This is a genomic window from Vallitalea longa (assembly GCF_027923465.1).
Classification (GTDB): Bacteria; Bacillota; Clostridia; order Lachnospirales; family Vallitaleaceae; genus Vallitalea; species Vallitalea longa.
The window spans coordinates 1-19,004 of record NZ_BRLB01000017.1 but is presented as its reverse complement, the minus strand read 5'-3'; the positions used below and the strand labels follow the sequence as shown (position 1 = coordinate 19,004).

19 protein-coding genes are annotated in these 19,004 nt (G+C 27.5%); 8 read left to right on the top strand and 11 right to left on the bottom strand.

Annotated features, from left to right (window positions below):
- Nucleotides 1-6 precede the first annotated feature (6 nt).
- A complete protein-coding gene (locus QMG30_RS19810; RefSeq protein WP_281818487.1) occupies nt 7-1,476 on the top strand; it encodes a DUF4153 domain-containing protein in 1,470 nt (489 codons plus the stop codon).
- A 77-nt stretch (nt 1,477-1,553) separates the two neighbouring features.
- Complete coding sequence (locus QMG30_RS19805) at nt 1,554-2,993, top strand: hypothetical protein (protein ID WP_281818485.1); 1,440 nt, start codon at nt 1,554-1,556, stop codon at nt 2,991-2,993.
- A gap of 156 nt (nt 2,994-3,149) precedes the next feature.
- Here QMG30_RS19805 and QMG30_RS19800 read toward each other — a convergent pair whose 3' ends face one another.
- Nucleotides 3,150-4,265 carry a coiled-coil domain-containing protein gene (locus tag QMG30_RS19800; protein WP_281818483.1) on the bottom strand — a complete coding sequence of 372 codons (1,116 nt, stop codon included), beginning with the start codon at nt 4,263-4,265 and terminating at the stop codon, nt 3,150-3,152.
- 151 nt (nt 4,266-4,416) lie between these two features.
- Here QMG30_RS19800 and QMG30_RS19795 point away from each other — a divergent pair, with 151 nt between their 5' ends.
- Nucleotides 4,417-4,611, top strand: a complete 195-nt coding sequence (locus QMG30_RS19795; protein WP_281818481.1) for a hypothetical protein — start codon at nt 4,417-4,419, stop codon at nt 4,609-4,611.
- A 33-nt stretch (nt 4,612-4,644) separates the two neighbouring features.
- On the opposite strand, the gene QMG30_RS19790 is transcribed toward QMG30_RS19795, so the two are convergent.
- The 8 genes from QMG30_RS19790 to QMG30_RS19760 all read right to left on the bottom strand — a co-directional run bounded on the left by QMG30_RS19790 (nt 4,645) and on the right by QMG30_RS19760 (nt 10,605).
- Nucleotides 4,645-5,478 (bottom strand): CPBP family intramembrane glutamic endopeptidase, encoded by an 834-nt coding sequence (locus tag QMG30_RS19790; RefSeq protein WP_281818479.1) that lies wholly within the window; start codon nt 5,476-5,478, stop codon nt 4,645-4,647.
- A gap of 29 nt (nt 5,479-5,507) precedes the next feature.
- Nucleotides 5,508-5,933, bottom strand: coding sequence for a hypothetical protein (locus QMG30_RS19785; protein WP_281818478.1), 426 nt, complete (start codon nt 5,931-5,933; stop codon nt 5,508-5,510).
- Between the two features lie 219 nt (nt 5,934-6,152).
- Nucleotides 6,153-6,815: an ABC-2 transporter permease gene (locus tag QMG30_RS25270; protein WP_353511684.1), complete on the bottom strand. Its 663-nt coding sequence runs from the start codon at nt 6,813-6,815 to the stop codon at nt 6,153-6,155.
- On the bottom strand, nt 6,816-7,679 hold the full coding sequence (locus QMG30_RS19780) for an ABC transporter ATP-binding protein (RefSeq protein WP_281818476.1): 864 nt from the start codon (nt 7,677-7,679) through the stop codon (nt 6,816-6,818).
- 68 nt (nt 7,680-7,747) lie between these two features.
- Nucleotides 7,748-8,116, bottom strand: coding sequence for a GntR family transcriptional regulator (locus QMG30_RS19775; protein WP_281818475.1), 369 nt, complete (start codon nt 8,114-8,116; stop codon nt 7,748-7,750).
- A 92-nt stretch (nt 8,117-8,208) separates the two neighbouring features.
- On the bottom strand, nt 8,209-9,024 hold the full coding sequence (locus QMG30_RS19770) for a metal ABC transporter permease (RefSeq protein ID WP_281818474.1): 816 nt from the start codon (nt 9,022-9,024) through the stop codon (nt 8,209-8,211).
- Nucleotides 9,025-9,026: 2 nt separating this feature from the next.
- On the bottom strand, nt 9,027-9,719 hold the full coding sequence (locus tag QMG30_RS19765) for a metal ABC transporter ATP-binding protein (protein ID WP_281818472.1): 693 nt from the start codon (nt 9,717-9,719) through the stop codon (nt 9,027-9,029).
- 13 nt (nt 9,720-9,732) lie between these two features.
- On the bottom strand, nt 9,733-10,605 hold the full coding sequence (locus tag QMG30_RS19760) for a metal ABC transporter solute-binding protein, Zn/Mn family (protein ID WP_281818469.1): 873 nt from the start codon (nt 10,603-10,605) through the stop codon (nt 9,733-9,735).
- A gap of 289 nt (nt 10,606-10,894) precedes the next feature.
- Between QMG30_RS19760 and QMG30_RS19755 the strand changes: the two genes are divergently transcribed.
- On the top strand, nt 10,895-11,329 hold the full coding sequence (locus QMG30_RS19755) for a Fur family transcriptional regulator (protein ID WP_281818467.1): 435 nt from the start codon (nt 10,895-10,897) through the stop codon (nt 11,327-11,329).
- A gap of 56 nt (nt 11,330-11,385) precedes the next feature.
- Here the strand turns inward: QMG30_RS19755 and aroC are convergent, their stop codons facing one another.
- Entirely contained in the window at nt 11,386-12,489 is a 1,104-nt protein-coding gene (gene aroC, locus QMG30_RS19750) for a chorismate synthase (RefSeq protein ID WP_281818465.1), read from the bottom strand.
- A 447-nt stretch (nt 12,490-12,936) separates the two neighbouring features.
- Here aroC and QMG30_RS19745 point away from each other — a divergent pair, with 447 nt between their 5' ends.
- The 3 genes from QMG30_RS19745 to yajC all read left to right on the top strand — a co-directional run bounded on the left by QMG30_RS19745 (nt 12,937) and on the right by yajC (nt 17,129).
- Nucleotides 12,937-15,252, top strand: coding sequence for an EAL domain-containing protein (locus QMG30_RS19745; protein WP_281818463.1), 2,316 nt, complete (start codon nt 12,937-12,939; stop codon nt 15,250-15,252).
- A gap of 184 nt (nt 15,253-15,436) precedes the next feature.
- On the top strand, nt 15,437-16,561 hold the full coding sequence (gene tgt, locus QMG30_RS19740; RefSeq protein ID WP_281818462.1) for a tRNA guanosine(34) transglycosylase Tgt: 1,125 nt from the start codon (nt 15,437-15,439) through the stop codon (nt 16,559-16,561).
- Between the two features lie 175 nt (nt 16,562-16,736).
- A complete protein-coding gene (yajC, locus tag QMG30_RS19735; RefSeq protein ID WP_281818461.1) occupies nt 16,737-17,129 on the top strand; it encodes a preprotein translocase subunit YajC in 393 nt (130 codons plus the stop codon).
- Nucleotides 17,130-17,432: 303 nt separating this feature from the next.
- On the opposite strand, the gene QMG30_RS19730 is transcribed toward yajC, so the two are convergent.
- Nucleotides 17,433-18,284, bottom strand: coding sequence for a PHP domain-containing protein (locus tag QMG30_RS19730; RefSeq protein WP_281818459.1), 852 nt, complete (start codon nt 18,282-18,284; stop codon nt 17,433-17,435).
- A gap of 177 nt (nt 18,285-18,461) precedes the next feature.
- Between QMG30_RS19730 and QMG30_RS19725 the strand changes: the two genes are divergently transcribed.
- The gene (locus QMG30_RS19725) at nt 18,462-18,857 is read left to right on the top strand and encodes a TIGR04086 family membrane protein (RefSeq protein ID WP_281818457.1); all 396 of its coding nucleotides are present in this window, start codon (nt 18,462-18,464) and stop codon (nt 18,855-18,857) included.
- Nucleotides 18,858-19,004 lie beyond the last annotated feature (147 nt).

The window sequence follows — 19,004 nt, the reverse complement described above, 5'->3', positions numbered from 1 at the left end:
GTTATTATGTTAAAGGTCAGTAATGATAAGATTTTAAGTTTCCTTAGTATTATATTAGGAGTGTTGTGGATTATATTTTTTTATGATTATGATATAGGAATTTCATATACTGTTTATACATTATTAATTGTAGCATTTCAATATTTTGCATTATATAAGAATGACAAGTTAAGAAATAAATCGTATATTATAGGAAGCATATATATAATACTTTTGTCTACTATTTTTTTTAGAAGTGATTTTGAAGTTTTTAGAGTTATTAATTTCATTGGAATACCATTTCTTATTTGTGCCAATATCGCACTGAATTTAAATAATAGTGTAATAGACATAAAAGAATTAATTTTTGATAGTTTTCGTGTGTTGTTTATACCAATAAGCAAGATGAATAAAATTTTCACGGTTGTTTTTAATACCAAGAGTAAAGAAACCAGAAACAAGAAACTACAAAATATAACTAAAGTACTAATAGGTATAGTAATATCCATTCCATTTGTTTTTGTTGTAATTAATTTTTTATCTGCTGCTGATATAGTTTTTGCAGACAAATTAGAACAAGTAGTGGATCAGATAAGTAATATCATTGATAGTAATATAATTATAAAGCTCATTCTTTGTATTATAATTTCCATGTACTTGTTTGGACAGATTTATTATATCATATATACTAACAGAGAGAAGACTACAATAGATAATGATGAGTCAGTTAATAAAAAAGGGTTTGATAGGATTATATCCATTACTATTACCCTTATCATAGATATGATTTATGTATTTTTCTGTATTATTCAATTCATATATCTATTTGGAAAAAGTAATAATCTACCACAAGGATATACATATGCTGAGTATGCTAGAGAAGGATTTTTTCAATTGGTATTCTTAAGTGTCGTTAACATTATTTTTGTACATATGATTAATAAATTTTATTTGGGAATTAAAGTGGTTAAAGATAATATGGTCAATAGATACAAAAAAGATTCTGTCATGAATATTTTATTATTTGTAATGGTTCTATGTACCTTCGTGTTGATTTTCTCTTCGCTATATAGAATGAATTTATATGAAAATGCTTATGGATACACAAGGCTTAGATTGTTGGTTCATATGTTTATAATATTAGAAGCAGTAATAATGATATTTACATGCATTAATATATTTAATAAGAAATTTCCTGCCATTAAGATTACTATAGTAGTTTCATTATTAGCATATCTGATTATAAATTTCGTGAATATAGATTCAATTATTGCTAAAGAGAACATTGATCGTTATATTAAGACTGGCAAAATAGATTCGGAATATCTATTTTCATTATCCACTGATGCTGTTGGAGAAATGGAGAAATTGAAAAGTATACATATGGAAATATATAATGAATATAAGTCTAACATAGCAAACAGAGTTGATGAAGATATTCATTGGCAATCTTTTAACATATCTCATTATGATGCTAGGAAAATATTACATGATTAATTTCCAATCTCTTGCAATAGATTGTACAGTCCTTTATAATTGTTTTAATGAGTAATTGTAATAGGATGGTGATTATAGTGAAACATATTATTGGTATTTTTACATTGATAATATTTCTATTAACAGGTTGTGCAGCTGAAACAGATGTAAAGACTAATGTTGAGACGGATGTTGTTACTGATATTACTGATGTAAAAGATGATATTAAAGAAATTAATGAAAAAGGTAATGAAAATAACATACCTAATAAGAAAGATGACATATCAATAGATGATGATAATATATGTGAAAAATTTATTGGCGATTGGAAGATAAAGGCTTATTCTGAAGAAGATTTTTTTGTTACTGCTGAATTGGATTCCCAAGATAATGGAATAGGTATTTATCAAGATCATATAATTGTTTATGCATGTGAAGTTAATGATTATATTTTATTTAGGTATGATATTGAAGAAATTGATGAAAATAATCTAGTTGTTAGGATTAATGAAAAAGAAACTTCGTCTGGTCGGAAGATTAACGATAATACGAAAGTATCATTGGTTATAGAAGAAAATAATGATAATATTTTAAAATGTTCTTTTACTAAAGAAACTGATGAAGGTACATATAACAATACTTATATTTATGAGAGAGACACTGAAGGTTTGTTAAACGAATTTTATGTAGATAAACAGGAAAATAATAACGATTATAAAGAAAATGATGAATTGATCAGAAAAATTCAAAATGAATGGTTTTTGGATTATGATGATATAAAGGAAACTGAATTTCTTAGATTCGATGATGAAAACGGTATTAGGTCATATGATATAATAGGAAATTCCATATGGTCTAAACATTATGATCTGGAAGGCAATCTGTTATGGAAATCAGGAGAAGAAAATTATAAGGCTTATTCTATATCGGATGATAGTGTAGTTCTAGAAATAACAAATGAACAAGGGGATTTAGATAATATTATTGGAGTATATTATCTAATACAATTTAAAGATGATGAAGTAACAATTAAGGAATTTGATTATTTTAGTGATACTTGGTTTCGATTTAATGATGAGAAAGTAGTTAATGATTCCTTAGAGTCAGTTGTTATTTTAGTTAATCACAAGAATAATCTATTTGCTTTCAACAATGAACAAAGAATATTCTTTAATGAATTGATTGGTAAATGGGGAGCACTGAAAGAGAAAGATTATGATGCATATAACTATAATCTAGTAATTAATAATTATAATATAGATTTTTATAAATATGCTACAGGGTTTATGGAAGCAATCAATTTTACTATAGAAGAGATAAATATTGATGAAAAAGAAGTGCTCTTGAAAATTAATCAATATACATGGTCGGATGAGATGGACTGTGAAACAAAATATGTTGACAAAAATATTAAAATACTTCTTAATGAGGAAGAGACAAAGTTGACATTGACCATTTTGAATGATGATGAATTTACAATATTTGATATGGATGAAGGTAATATTGGTGATATTGAGTTTGAAAAAACAGTAGATTAATTATCTTAAGTTTTTATATACATTAAATACCATCAGTTATAACTATTGATATGCTATTCTAAAGGGGATTATCTACTTTAGAAGCATATCAGAGTTATAGGATGGTTTAACATAGTGTTGATTGATATTTATAGTCTAATCATTGTAAAAATTCTATTATATTTCAGATTCACTGATATCTTTTAGCAAATCAGCCATTTCAGCTTCAAGTTGTGCTGACTGAACTTCTAGCTCAGAAACTTGAGTGTTAATGGATTCTATTCGTTTTAAATACATACTTATCAATTCTTGATTTTTAGTTTGATTTGCTTTATCAAGTTTTGCGTTTATAAGTTCTTTTTTAGCGTTTGCTTTATCTAAGCGTTTTTTAACTTTATCATATTTCTCTAACAAATCTTGATATTTTTGCATTTTACTATTCATGTCATTGAGTTTATCTGATTTGCTTTCCAATAAACCCATAAGTTCTTTTTTAACGTCAACATTAATATCTGCATCATCGATTGATTCCATCAATTCATTCAATGCTTTAATGTCCTTATTTAGGCTACTGGTATATTTATTGATTTGATTCATTAGATTTTTTGATTCAATTATTTCTTCAGGTGTGCTTGAGAGTAATAGTTCTTTTAACTTATTCATTTTATCACTGATTTTTGATGCTGAGTCAAAGATATCAGTTACTTTGGCAAAGGTTTCATAAGTTTTGAAGTCGCTTACTTTACTGAAATCTATTTTGCTTTCTATATATTTGTTGAAGTCTTGCTTGGAATCTTCCAAGAAATAATCTTTTGCTGCAAAAGCTACATTATTAAAAAGTTCAGCATAAGATTTTTTGTTTAATGAAGATTCCATATTTTCTTCTTTATATAATTTTTCTATCTTATGGAGCATTTTCGAACACTCATTATCTACTGCATCTTGGAATGCAGAATCTAATCTATCTAGATATTCTTCTTTTTTGTTATCAGGAGTTTTTTCAATAATCTTATCATATATTTCAGCATATTTTTCGCCAAACTTCTTAATGATGTCACTGCTATTGTTATCTTTAACCGATAGTCTGTTGCTATCTGTTTCAGCCTCATCAGCTATAGCCTTAAAAATATTTTCATTAAAATATTTGTCTATACCATCATCAGATATATCTACTATTACATCTTGTTTAGTATTAACACTATTATCTTGGTATTTCTTATTAGTTAAATTTATGTTTTTTAAAGGATTAGTATAAAGATTAGGATTTGTTATATTATTATAGTTGATTTTCAAAATCAATTCCCCCTTAATATTATTGTTCAATTATATATCGGAATATTTTATAAAAAATTAACTAGGAAATTATTGCAAAATTAATTATAGAATAATCTTAGGTTGTTAAGAAGAGAATATATCTATAGAAAAAAATAGGGAGGGATAATAATTGAAAAAAATTAATACAAAAGTTGATGAGAGTCTTAATAGAATTATAACAAAAAATGCTCTTGGAAATTCTTTTACTATAGAAGCCACATGTTTTTTGCCAGATTCATATTTGGATTCTGATAATGAATTAAAAGACAAGCATCAAGAAGAAAGCGATATTATCAAAAATGATTTGAATGGAAGGATACCATAATAGTAGGGGCTTTAAAAAAGCCCCTTTTAGTTATTATTCTTTTACAGGTAATATATATACCACTAAAATAATAATGAAAGCCAATAAAGTTGTTAAAATACCTCCTTCTAATCCAAAATCACCTCCAGTCAGGATATTATTATTTATAATTCTAACTGGATAGATTGAATCCCACATAGTTGTTCCGCTTACATTAAATCCAAAGAGACCACCTTGAAAGAAATTCCAGGTTATGTGGAAGCCTGTTGCCATTAATATGTTTTTGGTTTTTAGTGTCATATAAGTAAATAATACACCAATTATAACTATATTGATAAGTCCAATAACGCTAACTGAAGGATTAGATAGATGTAATACTGAAAAAATTATTGCAGGTATTATATAAATAACATATTTATTATTATACCTGCCTAATGTATGTACTACATAACCTCTTATCAATACTTCTTCGTCAATGCCCACTAGTATAAAAATAATTAATGCATATAATGCTTCAATTGTAAATTTTGGTTTATTGATGCGATAAATAAGTTCGGCATTATTAGTTGCAAATAATATCATAGCTATAATTATTATAGCTAATGCACCCAATAATAATCCAATAAGGAAATGCTTAAATGATTTTTTTGAAATTATTATGCCGTAGTTACGAGGGTATCTCTTTTCTAGAAAGTAAACTAAAACAAATGCAATTATAAGAGATAATACTGAGATGGTCTTAGCTAGTATACTGTATGTATAATAATTATGAGAGTGTTGATTCAGTAGTAATAAAAATACAAATTGAATGCTGAAATAGAAAGCAATAAAAAATGTTATTTTGATGCCTGAATAAATTTTGCCGTATTTATTCTTGAAAAGATTCATCTTACATCATCCTTTATATTTTATAAAAATCATTCGAATTTTACGAATAGCTTTTCACAAGCTTTTTTAACTGATATTTTATTAGTAATATATGCCACTATCAGCAAAATTATATCTAATACGATAATTATGTCTAACGTTAGCTTATCATAAAAGTAACAAGTTGAAAATAAAATAACAATATAGCAGGTAAATATTAGTACAATAGAGAGTACTTTCGCTACTGTAGAAAATGTTTTTATTATGCTTGGTCCTACCACATTAAAGTTGATTATAGATATCAAGTAAGCTAATAATAGTAATAATAAATTATTGATGTTATTAATATCATTTTTTTTGGCAATTATTATAAATACAATATTGGTAATATATATCAACAAGTTAATTATATATATTGTTAAATACCAGCTTCTGATTATTTCATCTACTTCTACAGGCAAAGAACGTTGCAACAAAAGGGCACTGTCTAAACGGTCTCTCTTTGGTAGAAAAGTAGAAAAATATATATAGGAATATGATAGTGTGATTGAGTAAGAAAGTATGTATATATGGGAAACATTATTGAATAATAGATATATAATGTTATTTGCGATAATAAAAAAAATTATATATATTATACTTGAATCCCTAATATTGGATAATATTAGTTTTTTCATAAAAAAGTCCTTTCAATATCAGTTAAAGTCTCTTAACTTAACCATAAATAATGATATTAAACAAGAAATAGGAATGAATGATATTCCTGCTAACAATATTATATTTATGTATTCACTGGAAAAAATCTTGTTTACATTAATTATAGTATAAATAAAGAAACAAGTAAAATAAAATACTAAACTTATTATTTTGTAATATTTTGTTATGAAGAAAATCATTATATAGAATGAACCTGTTATACCAACTGTATATAATACTATGAAAAACAATAGCAGAAAATAATTATAAGTAATTGGTATTCTACTTATAAGCATAGTAATAAGACTTACCAAAAAAATATCAATTAGGATTAATATCATATAGATCAATAATTTAATATAATGACTTATTACATATTGCTTTTTTGTAATAGGAAAACTTAAGGTGAAGATACTATAATCATTAGTACTATACTGTTTTGGTGACATAAAGGGATTACTTATAAATATAAAAGTGGATATAAATAAAAATATTATTATAGGAATATTTGGTAAATGAGAATAATCAGTATTGCTATTGTTATATTTAAATATATATATAACAGAAAATACATCAATATATACTAACATCAATACCTGAATTATTAAATATATTTTGTTTTGTAGTGTATATATGAGATTACTTTTTAATAATTTATACATCTATAATTCACCCTTTTTTATATAGTAAACCATGATATCTTCAAGGTTAGCATTTTCAATGCAAATTGAATCTTGGTATTTTTCTATTAATTTAGAAGAATTGGTTGTTAGAGCGTCAAATCCATATCTGTTTTTATTTATTCCAATAATATATTGTTTATCAATTTCGGATAATAGTTCTTTATTACCTTTTATAATTTTGTAATTGTCATTTATGACATCCGTTGATTTAGAAAAAACAATTTGACCTTTATTTATAAAAGTAATATAGTCTGCAATTTTGTCTAAATCAGAAGTTATATGTGTTGAAAAGAATATACTTTTATTTTCATCTTGAATAAGGTCATAAAGGATATCTAATAATTCTCTTCTGAAAATTGGATCAAGACCAGCAGTGGGTTCATCCATTATTAACAAATCCGCATTATGAGATAAAGCAATAGCTATGGCAAATTTTGTTTTCATCCCTTTTGATAGTCTTTTCACTCTTTTATTAGGATTAAGTTCGAATCTTTTTAAATATGAAATAAATTTCTTGTGGTCCCAATCTTTATAAAATGCTGATATCACCTTTTCGTTACTAATTATTTTGAGATTTTCGTAGAAACAGCATTCATCATATACAAAACCGATTCTAGATTTTATTTCTCTGTCATGGTTAGTATTATCAAGACCAAAGATATTAATTAGACCTGAATCTTTTCTTATTAGATTCATGATTAATTTTATAGTTGTACTTTTTCCAGCTCCATTAGGACCGATAAATCCTGTAATAAACCCTTTTTTAATATTAATGTTAATGTTATCTAATTTAAAATCGGAATAATTTTTGGTGACATTTTTAATTTCTATTACATTTTCCATATTAGTTACCTCAGTTCTTTAGAATATTATATAATATATATATTAATCACTTTAACTAAGTTTTTATTCTATTCATATAATAATCGTATAATTTCTATAAACTCATCAATTGTCAATCCAAGTAATTTACTTTCATCAATGATTTTACCAAGCTTACTTTCAATCATTTGCATTTTCTTTTCTCTAATCAGATCTTTATTTTTCAATGCTACATAAAAGCCTTTTCCTCTAACTGATTCAACAAATCCTTCTTTTTCAAGTTCTTCGTAAGCTCGCTTTGTGGTGATAACACTTATTTGAAGTTCTTTGGCTAATTTTCGTATAGATGGGAGAGGCTCTGTCTCTTTTAAATCCCCTGTAATTATATATTTTTTTAGTTGATTAGTAATTTGTAAATAAATTGGATCTGAGCTGGAATTAGATATAATTATATTCAACGTTTAACCTCCTATCCGTTAATACCGTGCATATTACATATATACACAATAAACATATATGCAGTATTTGTCAAGAATAAATTCTATATCTTTTAAGAGCGTATCCTTTTGGTTGATCTGATTATAACTGTAATAAGATATGTTATACTTGATAATATGATAATTGTAGCACCAGAAGGTATATTAAAATAAAATGAGAATACAAGTCCCAAAAAGCACAAAATCATTCCTATTACTGAAGATAGTAGTATTATAGTGTTGAATTTATATGTAATTAATTTGGATATCGCAGGTGGTACTGTAAGTAAAGTTATAACTAATATTATTCCTACAACTTTAATTAAGATTACGATACTTAGTGCAATAAGAATAAATAGAAAGTACTCTAAAAAAGTAGTGTTTACACCTTTACTACTTAGAAAAGTTTCGTCAAATAAATAACTTTTGATATAATTAAATAGGGCAAATGAACTTATTAAAATAAAAAGTGTCAAAATGATCATTAAAAATATATCTTTTGTAGTGACTGTTAATATATCTCCAAAAAGGTAGGTTGTCATGTCTGGAGGATAACCTTCAGTTAGAGAAATGAAAAGTATTCCTAGTGCCATTCCAAGAGACCAGAGCATGGCTATAATAGTATCAGATGAGGTATTGGTTTTTCTTTTGATGCTGACGATAGCAATAGCTGATAATATGGCAAATCCAAGACCCCCTACAATTGGTTCAAATCCTAGTAAAAAACCCAGTCCAATACCCCCAAAAGAGGCATGAGCTATACCGCCACTCATCATTACTAGTTTTTTTTCTACTACAATCGTTCCGATTATACCACATACGATACTTGCCAATATAATACTTATAATGGCATTTTGCATAAATTGATATCTACATATTGCTTCTAACATAATTAATTTCCTTTCTTATAAAATAAATCTTCGAAATGCCAAGGATCTATTGTCTCATCATTTTCATGGACATGCATCGTTTTATTAAGACATGCAAATGTTTTGACCTTGTGTTTTATCATACCTATATCATGACTGACCATAATTATGGTTATTTCTTTATTTAATGAAGAGAGAATATTGTATATTTCTTCTTTTGCATCAGTATCTAGACTTGCGGTTGGTTCATCCAGAAGAAGAATATCTGGATTAGTAACTAAAGCTCTAGCTAGCAGAACTTTTTGTAACTGTCCTCCAGATAACTGATTTATTTGTTTGTCAGCAAGTTTACCGATTTTTAATTTATCAATTACTAAAGTAACTTTGGTTCTATCATTCTCTCTATAATGATGGAATAATTTACAATCAGTCGGTAGAGTACCACTCAAAATAACTTCAAATACGGTTATAGGGAACTCTTTATTGAATGTGGAGAATTGAGGAACATATCCTATAATAGTATTGGGCTCGAGTATTATTTTACCGCTATCAGGAGTTATATCGCCTATGATTGATTTTAGAAGAGTTGTTTTACCACTACCATTAGGACCAATAATCCCGATATAATCGTTTTTATTGACTTCAAGATTAATATTTTGCAATGCTATATAATCATTATAATATACTGATAGGTTGTTGATTTTTAATAATGCCATAAATATCACCTTTTTAATATGAAGATACGAATGTATCAACTAATTTTTTGAAATTATTTATATAGTCTTTTGATAATATATCTAATGAAATGACTTTGCCGTTAATTTCTTCTGCAATAACATTAGCTTGTTTGCTATCGAATTCTTGCTGATAGAATACTACTTTTATATCATGTTCATTAGCAAAATTAATGACTTTGGTTATTGTTTCAATAGTTGCGTTTTTTCCATCTTCTTCAATGACAACCATTTCAAGTCCGTAGTCATTGGCGAAATATCCTAAAGAAGGATGGTATATAATGAAATTTTTGAATTTCGAGTTGTTAATTGTCTCAATTATATATTTATCAAGTTCTTCTAATTCATCTATATATTCATCTGCGTTAGTTGAATAATACTCTTTATTATCTGGATCAATATCACATAATGATTCTTTGATAGCCTTTATCATAGATATTACTCTTTTAGGTGACATCCAAATATGTGGATCTGCATGTTCATCATCTTTCTCATCATCATGTGAATGGTTATCTAAATAGAGTAAAGGGTACTTATCTATGGTGGCATCTTTAAGTGATATTACATTCGTATTATCGTTAACAATCTTAGGTAAAATATTATTTTCAGCTGCTACACCAATAGAGAAATACAAATCAGCATCACTTATTTTCGCTAACTCTTTAGGAGAAGGCTGATAGTTAGCAGGGCTAAAACCAGATGGTATAACTGTAGTAATAGTACCTTTATCTCCAACTACAGAGTTGACAAAAGCTTCTTCTGGACCTATAGAGACAGCTATATTGATTTTTTCTTCTTTTGTATCCTTATTAGAGCATCCTGTCAGTACAATTATTATGGATATCACTAATAATATATATTTTTTCATTTATATGGTTGTATACTTGATATATAACAATTATATATATGTATACTCTCCTTTCTTATAAAAATCTAATTGCAAATCTTTTGCATTTAAATTATACTATTTAATTATATTATTGACAAGTATAAATTAATTACTCAACTTGTCAATTCAGTAATTCTACGTCTGTTAAGTTAATTGACAGGATTTGAAAATAAAAATATAATAATTATATTATTGGTTTAAAATAAATTTTTCTATGTTATAATTAGTACAAAGGGTATTTAAATCTTTTACAGAATAAGGTGTAGATATGGATTTTAATAATGTCATAAATATATTAAAAAACAAAGGTTACAAGTTAACTAATCAAAGAAAAATAATAATAGAAGCATTATACTTTAGTAACAAACCGATATCTATGGAAGAGTGGTTGCAATATACCAAGAATAAGAATCCCAATATAAATCTTTCTACAATCTATAGAAATATAGATGTGCTGGAAGACCTAGGATTACTTAGTAAAATAAGGCCTAAAGATGAAAACGTTAAATATGCACTTAATCTTAGTGAAAAACATTCTCATTTTCTTATTTGTAAAGGATGTGGTAAAGCAGAAGAAATAGAGTGTTGCCTTAGTAAAGAATTCCAGAAAATTATAGATGACAAGGAATTTGATTTAATAGAACACAATCTAGAATTATACGGATACTGTAAAGAATGCCATAATAAATTAAAGAAATCATAAAAAATCTATCTTCATATAATAGTTATTCGCTATAATATAAGGATAGATTTTATTAATTAATCTAAATATAATTTTTTGATGTTATCCATTTTGCTATTCATATTTCGAAATAACATATCAACAAGAGTTATCGCTACCATTGATTCTACTACAATAACAGCTCTAGGAACAATAATTGGGTCATGTCTACCTTTTATATTGATATCTATGTTATTCTTATCTTTATTGACTGTGCGCTGAGTAGATTTTATCGATGGAGTAGGTTTAACAGCTGCTCTTAATATTACTTGTGAGCCATCACTGATACCTCCTAATATGCCACCCGCATTATTAGTTTCTTTTATTAACCTATCATCACTATAATTGTAGAAATCATTATTTTCTAATCCTGTCAAAGATGCAGCAGTGAAACCATTTCCAATTTCAACACCTTTAATGCTTCCTATAGACATAACGGATTTTGCTAATTCAGCATCTAGTCTATCAAAAACAGGTTCACCAAGACCGGATGGGATATTATTTATTTTACATTCTATGATTCCACCACAAGAGTTACCATTTTTAATTAAATCTAGTAAGTGCTTTTCAACTTTTTCTACCCTGTTTTTATCTGGCAAGCATAAATCATTATTCCATATTTCATTTTCATTAAAATTATTGTCGTCTATAGATATATTACCAATTGTTCTAGCATAAGTAGTTAATTTTATATTTATCTCTGATAAAATTTTCTTGGCAATCGCACCACCTGCTACACGTCCAATGGTTTCTCTACCTGAAGAACGTCCTCCACCTCGATAATCTCTAAAACCATATTTCATATCATAAGTCAAATCAGCGTGTCCTGGACGATAATAAGTTGCTATTTCTGAATAGTCTTTCGATTTTTGATTGTTATTATATACAATTATTGATATAGGAGTACCTGTAGTCTTTCCTTCAAAAACACCAGAAATTATATGTGCTTTATCATCTTCTTTTCTAGGTGTTGAGAAAATGGATTTACCAGGTTTTCTTTTATTAAGTTCTATTTGAACATCTTCGCTAGATAAATCAAGACCAGCTGGACATCCATCTATTACTACTCCAACTGCTTCTCCATGGGATTCTCCCCAAGTTGATATTGTAAATGATTTTCCGTAGTTTGAACCTGTTGACATGTAATCACCTTCTATTCTTTTAGCTTGTGATATATTATATACAATTTACAAGTAATAAACAAGAAAATAATGAATTTTAATTTAATAATTCAATTCTATAAGATAATTGTTGAGTAAAATTGTGAATTTATATATAATAAAGTAAAGGTTGAATTTCACAATAAAATATAAAACAGTAGCAATGTTTGGTGCTTTATGAAACTTTCAATTAGTTTATACAATAAGGAAATGAAGTATTAGGGCTTATAATCCTTTTAATGAAAAAAATTACATTTTTTGACACGAATATAAAAAAATACATAAAAATGTGATATAATAAATGAGAATGATTACAATTCATAAGTAGACTAGATGGATGAGCAAATAAATGTATCAAATAATTAATAAGTTATGTTCAATATTGAATCATATTACAAACAATAATTTTACTAAAGATGGGGTGTTTAAATGGAGATATCGGATAATTTTTATTACGCCTTAATTAACAATATGTTTAGTGGATATGCATATCATAAGATAATAACTGATTCAAATGGGAATCCTATTGATTATGAATTCATTGATATTAATGATGCTTATTGTAAATTATTGGGTTATAAAAGAGAGGATATTATTGGAAAAAGAATAACAGAAATTATTCCTGATATTACACAAGAATCATTTGATTGGATATATTTTTTTAGTAATATAGCTCTAGGTGGTAGTAATAATTCTACTATACAATATTTCAAAAAATATAATAAATGGTTTCAAGTTAATGCTTTCAGCAACAAGTATGGATATTTTGTTGAAATTTTTACTGATATAACTGAAACAAAAGAAAAGGAATTGCTTCTAAAGCAAAAAAACGAAGAGCTAATGGAATTGTATGAAGAGATTGCATCTTCTGAAGAAGAATTGAGACAACACAATGAAGAGCTGACAAAGGTTTATGAAGAAATTGCTGCCTCAGAAGAAGAACTTAAACAACAAAATGAACATATAAGTGGGTTATATGAAGAAATAGTTGCATCAGAAGAAAATTTAAATGAACAAAATCTTTTATTGCAAAAAAGCAATAACATCATAAAAGAAAAGGAACAGATATATCGATTGATTTCTGAAGCATCCAATGATGGAATATGGTATTGGAATATGAAAGATGGAAAACGGAATATAGCGTATGATTGGTATAGTGATTTGGGTATTCCGTTAGATCTGTTTTGTGATATCAATAGCTGGTATAGCATTATACACCCTGATGATGTAAATATTGCTAAAAAAAGTTTTGACAACTGTATTAAAGGCTTAACGAAAAATTATGAGTGTACTTATAGGATACGTACAATTAACGGTAATTATAAGTGGTTCATTTCTAGAGGGAAAACGTTAACTGACGTTAATGGAAAGCCTTATTTGATGGCTGGTGCTCATATTGATATAACTAATAGGAAAATTAGGGAAGATAAAATTAAGTATCTGGCATATTATGATACACTTACAGGATTACCTAATAGAGCTTACTTAATGGAGAAAGTTAGTGAATATATTGATTGCAGTAACAATAATATTGCGTTAATAGTGATGGATATAGATGATTTTAAAAGTGTTAATGACAGTGTAGGATTTTCCGTTGGAGACATGATTCTTAAACAAGTAGGGCATAGATTAAAAAAAGCTATTGTTGACCAGGATTTCATAGCTAGACTAAGTGGTGATGAATTCGCTATAATTTTAAATGGGTTCGATAATAATGAAGAAATTATCAAAAGAGCTAATTTAGTGAAAAATTGTTTTGATGAGCCTTTTATAGTTGATAAGATTATTCATCAATTAAGTATTAGTTTAGGAATTGCGGTTTCACCTTACGATGGAATTGATTCAAAAGAATTAATAAAAAATGCTGATACAGCAATGTATAAAGTTAAAAATATGAGTAAGAATAGTATATCGTTTTTTACCCAAGAAATGAAAGAAGAATTTTTAACACGAATCAATGTAGAGAAACAATTAAAAACGGCTTTACTAAATAAAGAATTCAAATTATATTATCAACCTCAATTTGATATGAAAACAGGTAAGATTAGAGGTTTTGAAGCCTTGTTAAGATGGATTAATAAAGATCTTGGTTTAGTAAGTCCTATGATATTTATTCCTATAGCTGAAGAGATTGGAATAATTAATGATATAGGTGAATGGGTATTGAAAGAAGCATGTAGACAATATAAAGAATGGAATATCAATAATTCATTTAGAGGTATCATATCTGTTAACATCTCACCTATTCAATTGAAGACTAATAATTTCTATAATACTGTTTCAGATGTTTTAGAAGAAACAGGTATAGAATCAGGTTGTTTAGAATTAGAAATTACTGAAAATTTGTTTATTGATGCTTTAGAGCCAGCAAAAATATTATTAAATAAATTAATAGAACTAGGGGTTAGAATATCTCTAGACGATTTTGGAACAGGCTATTCGTCATTAAGTTATTTGAAATCATTACCTATCGATACATTAAAGATTGATAAGTCTTTTATCAAGAATACTACATATACGGGAGTGGAAAGAGAAATAACCAGGTCTGTAATTGAATTAGTCAGAAAAATAGGTCTGGAAACTATTGCAGAAGGTGTGGAGAATGACAAACAACTTAATTTCTTATATAAATCTTTTTGTGACAATATCCAAGGATTTTTAACTGGAAAACCTATGCCTCCTGAACAAGTAGTAAAAATAATTGAACAAGGGAAAGTGGATTTGTCAAAATACATAGATGATTAAATTTTCAATAAATATAAACTATCCTTGAAATGTCAATAGATTAGTTGTATACTTGTATGACACTAAATAAACTCAACTATCGTATTTATAGTTCAATATGAAAAAGTATATTATGTATTGATTGCATGGATTTTGAAGCTAATAGGTTGAGTAATAAACTAAAAATTTAACGAATGGTGATTAAATGTATAAATTATTAAATGTAGATGGAAGAGCAAAAAGAGCTCAAGTACACACAGTACACGGTATTGTCGAGACACCAGTATTTATGAATGTAGGTACAGCAGGAGCTATTAAAGGTGCTGTTTCAAGTATGGATCTAAAGGAAATCAAGTGTCAGGTTGAATTATCTAATACTTATCATCTCCATGTTAGACCTGGAGACGAAGTAATAAAGCAATTGGGTGGACTACACAAATTTATGGTTTGGGATAGACCTATTCTTACTGATTCAGGAGGATTTCAGGTATTTTCCTTATCTGGACTTAGGAAAATTAAAGAAGAGGGTGTATATTTTTCTTCTCATGTGGATGGACGTAAAATTTTTATGGGACCTGAGGAAAGTATGCAGATTCAATCGAATATAGCTTCCACTATAGCAATGGCATTTGATGAATGCGCACCTTATCCTGCAACTAGGGAGTATATGCAAAATTCAGTTGATAGAACGACTAGGTGGTTAAAAAGATGTAAGTCTGAAATGAAAAGACTGAATTCGTTAGAAGATACTATCAATAAAAAGCAAATGCTCTTTGGAATCAATCAAGGAGGAACTTATGCAGATATCCGAATAGAACATGCTAAGGTTATATCTGAGTTAGACCTTGATGGTTATGCAGTAGGTGGACTAGCAGTAGGAGAGTCTCATGATGAGATGTATAGGATATTAGATGAAGCTGTACCATATCTTCCACAAGATAAGCCGACTTATTTGATGGGAGTTGGGACACCTATTAATATATTGGAATCAGTTGAGCGTGGGGTTGACTTTTTTGATTGCGTATATCCTGCCAGAAATGGAAGACATGGGCATGTATATACTAATTTCGGTAAACATAATCTTTGGAATGCAAAATTTAAATTAGATGATAGACCTATAGAAGAAGGGTGTCAATGCCCTACATGTAAGCACTACAGTAGGGCTTATATAAGGCATTTGTTAAAAGCTAAAGAAATGTTGGGTATGCGTTTATGTGTTCTTCATAATTTGTATTTCTATAATACACTTATGGAAGAAATAAGAGATGCAATAGACAAAAATCAATATAAAGAATATAAAAATAGTAAAATAGAAAATATGTTACAATGATATTTGGGGATTTTCAGTTAGAATCACATATATGACAATGATATAAAAATATGCAAATACTAGATAAAATAGTTGACAGGAAGATACTAACAGTGTATCTTATTATATAAGAATAATGATTCTTACTAGCATTCCATAGATAAAGTCTGTGTATAAAAATCAAGGAGGATAATTTATGTCTAATTTATTAGTTTTAGCAGCTACAACTGGTGGAGAAGCATCAGCTACAGGTAGTTTAGCGGCTATGTTAATACCAATGGTAATTCTATTTGGATTTATGTATCTAATGCTTATAAGACCACAAAAGAAGAGACAGCGAGAAGTTGATCAGATGCAATCAAGTATTAGCATTGGGGATTTCGTTATGACTAATGGTGGTTTTTATGGTAAAGTTGTAGACTCTGTTAATAATGTTCTTATTGTTGAACTTGGTACTAACAAAAGTGTTAGAGTTCCTATTGAAAGAAATGCAGTTGCTGCAATCAAAGAACCAGATTTAACAATTAATAGAGATGACTTAATTGAAACTAAATCAGAAGATAAGAAAGAAGATAAAAAAGAAGATTAATTATGAAATCAAAAGGTTGTTTCAATCATATTTAAATGATTATGAAACAGCCTTTTTATATTTGGTACATATTTTATTTTTTTTATAGGAATTTGACCTATTGAAATAATTAACTCAACTTTCCCACCTTTAATTTAATGCAAGTAAATAAAAGGTTATAGGTTTGGTTTGCAGAATAAAAAGATAGAAGAAACACCTATATTTTTATTCTGCAAAGCCTTTTAATTAGATTACCTGCATAGAATATTGAAGTGGGAAAGTTGAGTAATTAATATTTATTGATGCTTATAGAAATATAAAATCCTAATATTTATTTTTCCTTGATTTAATTATTTCAAGTATTTCATATGGAATTTTTAAATTCCCTCTTCCAACACCTAAATCGATATCAGGTTTATTACTTCCATGGAAATCAGAACCTCCAGTAATAATAAGATTATATTTATTGGCAAAATCTTTTAAGTATTTTTCTTCAGATTTAGTATATAGGGAATATAGACCTTCAATTCCCATAAGACCTATCTGTGATAATTCGTTTATTAGGACATCCAGTTGTCTTAAATCCATATTATATAATGTAGGATGAGCTAGTACCGGTATCCCTCCACATTCAAGAATTAATTTAATGGCTAATTGCGGTGTGACTTTTTCTCTAGGTACATAGCAGGAACAATCGTTTCCAATATATTTAGTGAAGGCTTCTCTCATAGATGAAACATAACCTTTTTGAAATAGTGCTTTTGCAATATGAGCTCTTGTGTATATACAGGAATCAGCTGTATTAATAACATCATCCATTGAAATATCCAATCCGTGTTTGTTTAATTTTTTTATTATTTCATAATTTCGTTCGTCTCTAGTATTAACAATATCATCTAATCCATTTAAAAATATATCGCTATTTTCATCTATATACAGACCCAATATATGAATTTCAGTATTTTTATACCGTGTAGAGAATTCTATTCCACTGATAACTTCTACATCATAGATTTGTCCGTATTTTTTAGCTTCCTTTATACCTGTAATACAATCATGATCTGTTATAGCAACTGCCGATAGATGTTTTTCAGAGGCATACTCAATTAATTCTTTTGATGAGTAAGTACCATCAGAAGCAGTGGTGTGAACATGTAAATCTATATATTTAATCAAGTTTTTCTCAGTCCTTTCATATGTGGTGCTTAGTATTCGAAGTTTTGTTGGGGTATTAATAAATATTGTAAAATATTGAATAATTACTTACCGTAAAGTATAAATTAAAATAAAAGCATGGCATATTTTAAATTATAGCACAGTATAATATTATATGGAACGATAAGGGGGAGGATTATGGGAAGAACATCTAGAATATCTAAAAAACCAGACATGAACACACAAAAAATAATAGTAAATATGCTTAAAGCTATTTTGATCGGGTACATATTAACTATTTTATGTGTATTGCTTCTTTCATTCATCGTATATAAGTTTGACCTAAGTAATAGTCAGATCAATATCGCAAGAATATTGATTATAATATTAGCAACTATAGTAATGGGATTATTAATAGGTAAAAGTATACGTAAAACAAAATGGATGTATGGTGCTGTGGCTGGAGTAATATATTTTATAATATTTGTTGTTGCATCTATTATAATTAATAAAAATAGTGGGATTTCAAGTGATATAGTAAGTTTATTCTTCATGTGTGTCGGAGGTAGTACCCTTGGAGGAATGTTGGGATAGTATCTAAGTTACTAAAAACTACGCAAAGTTGTATAATGAAATGTCCGAATAAACAAAATAAAAAAGAAATGATTCATTTGAAGATTTCTGTTATAGTGTAATCACCACAAAAACAACTATAGGAGAAAATCATTCAAATGAATCAAA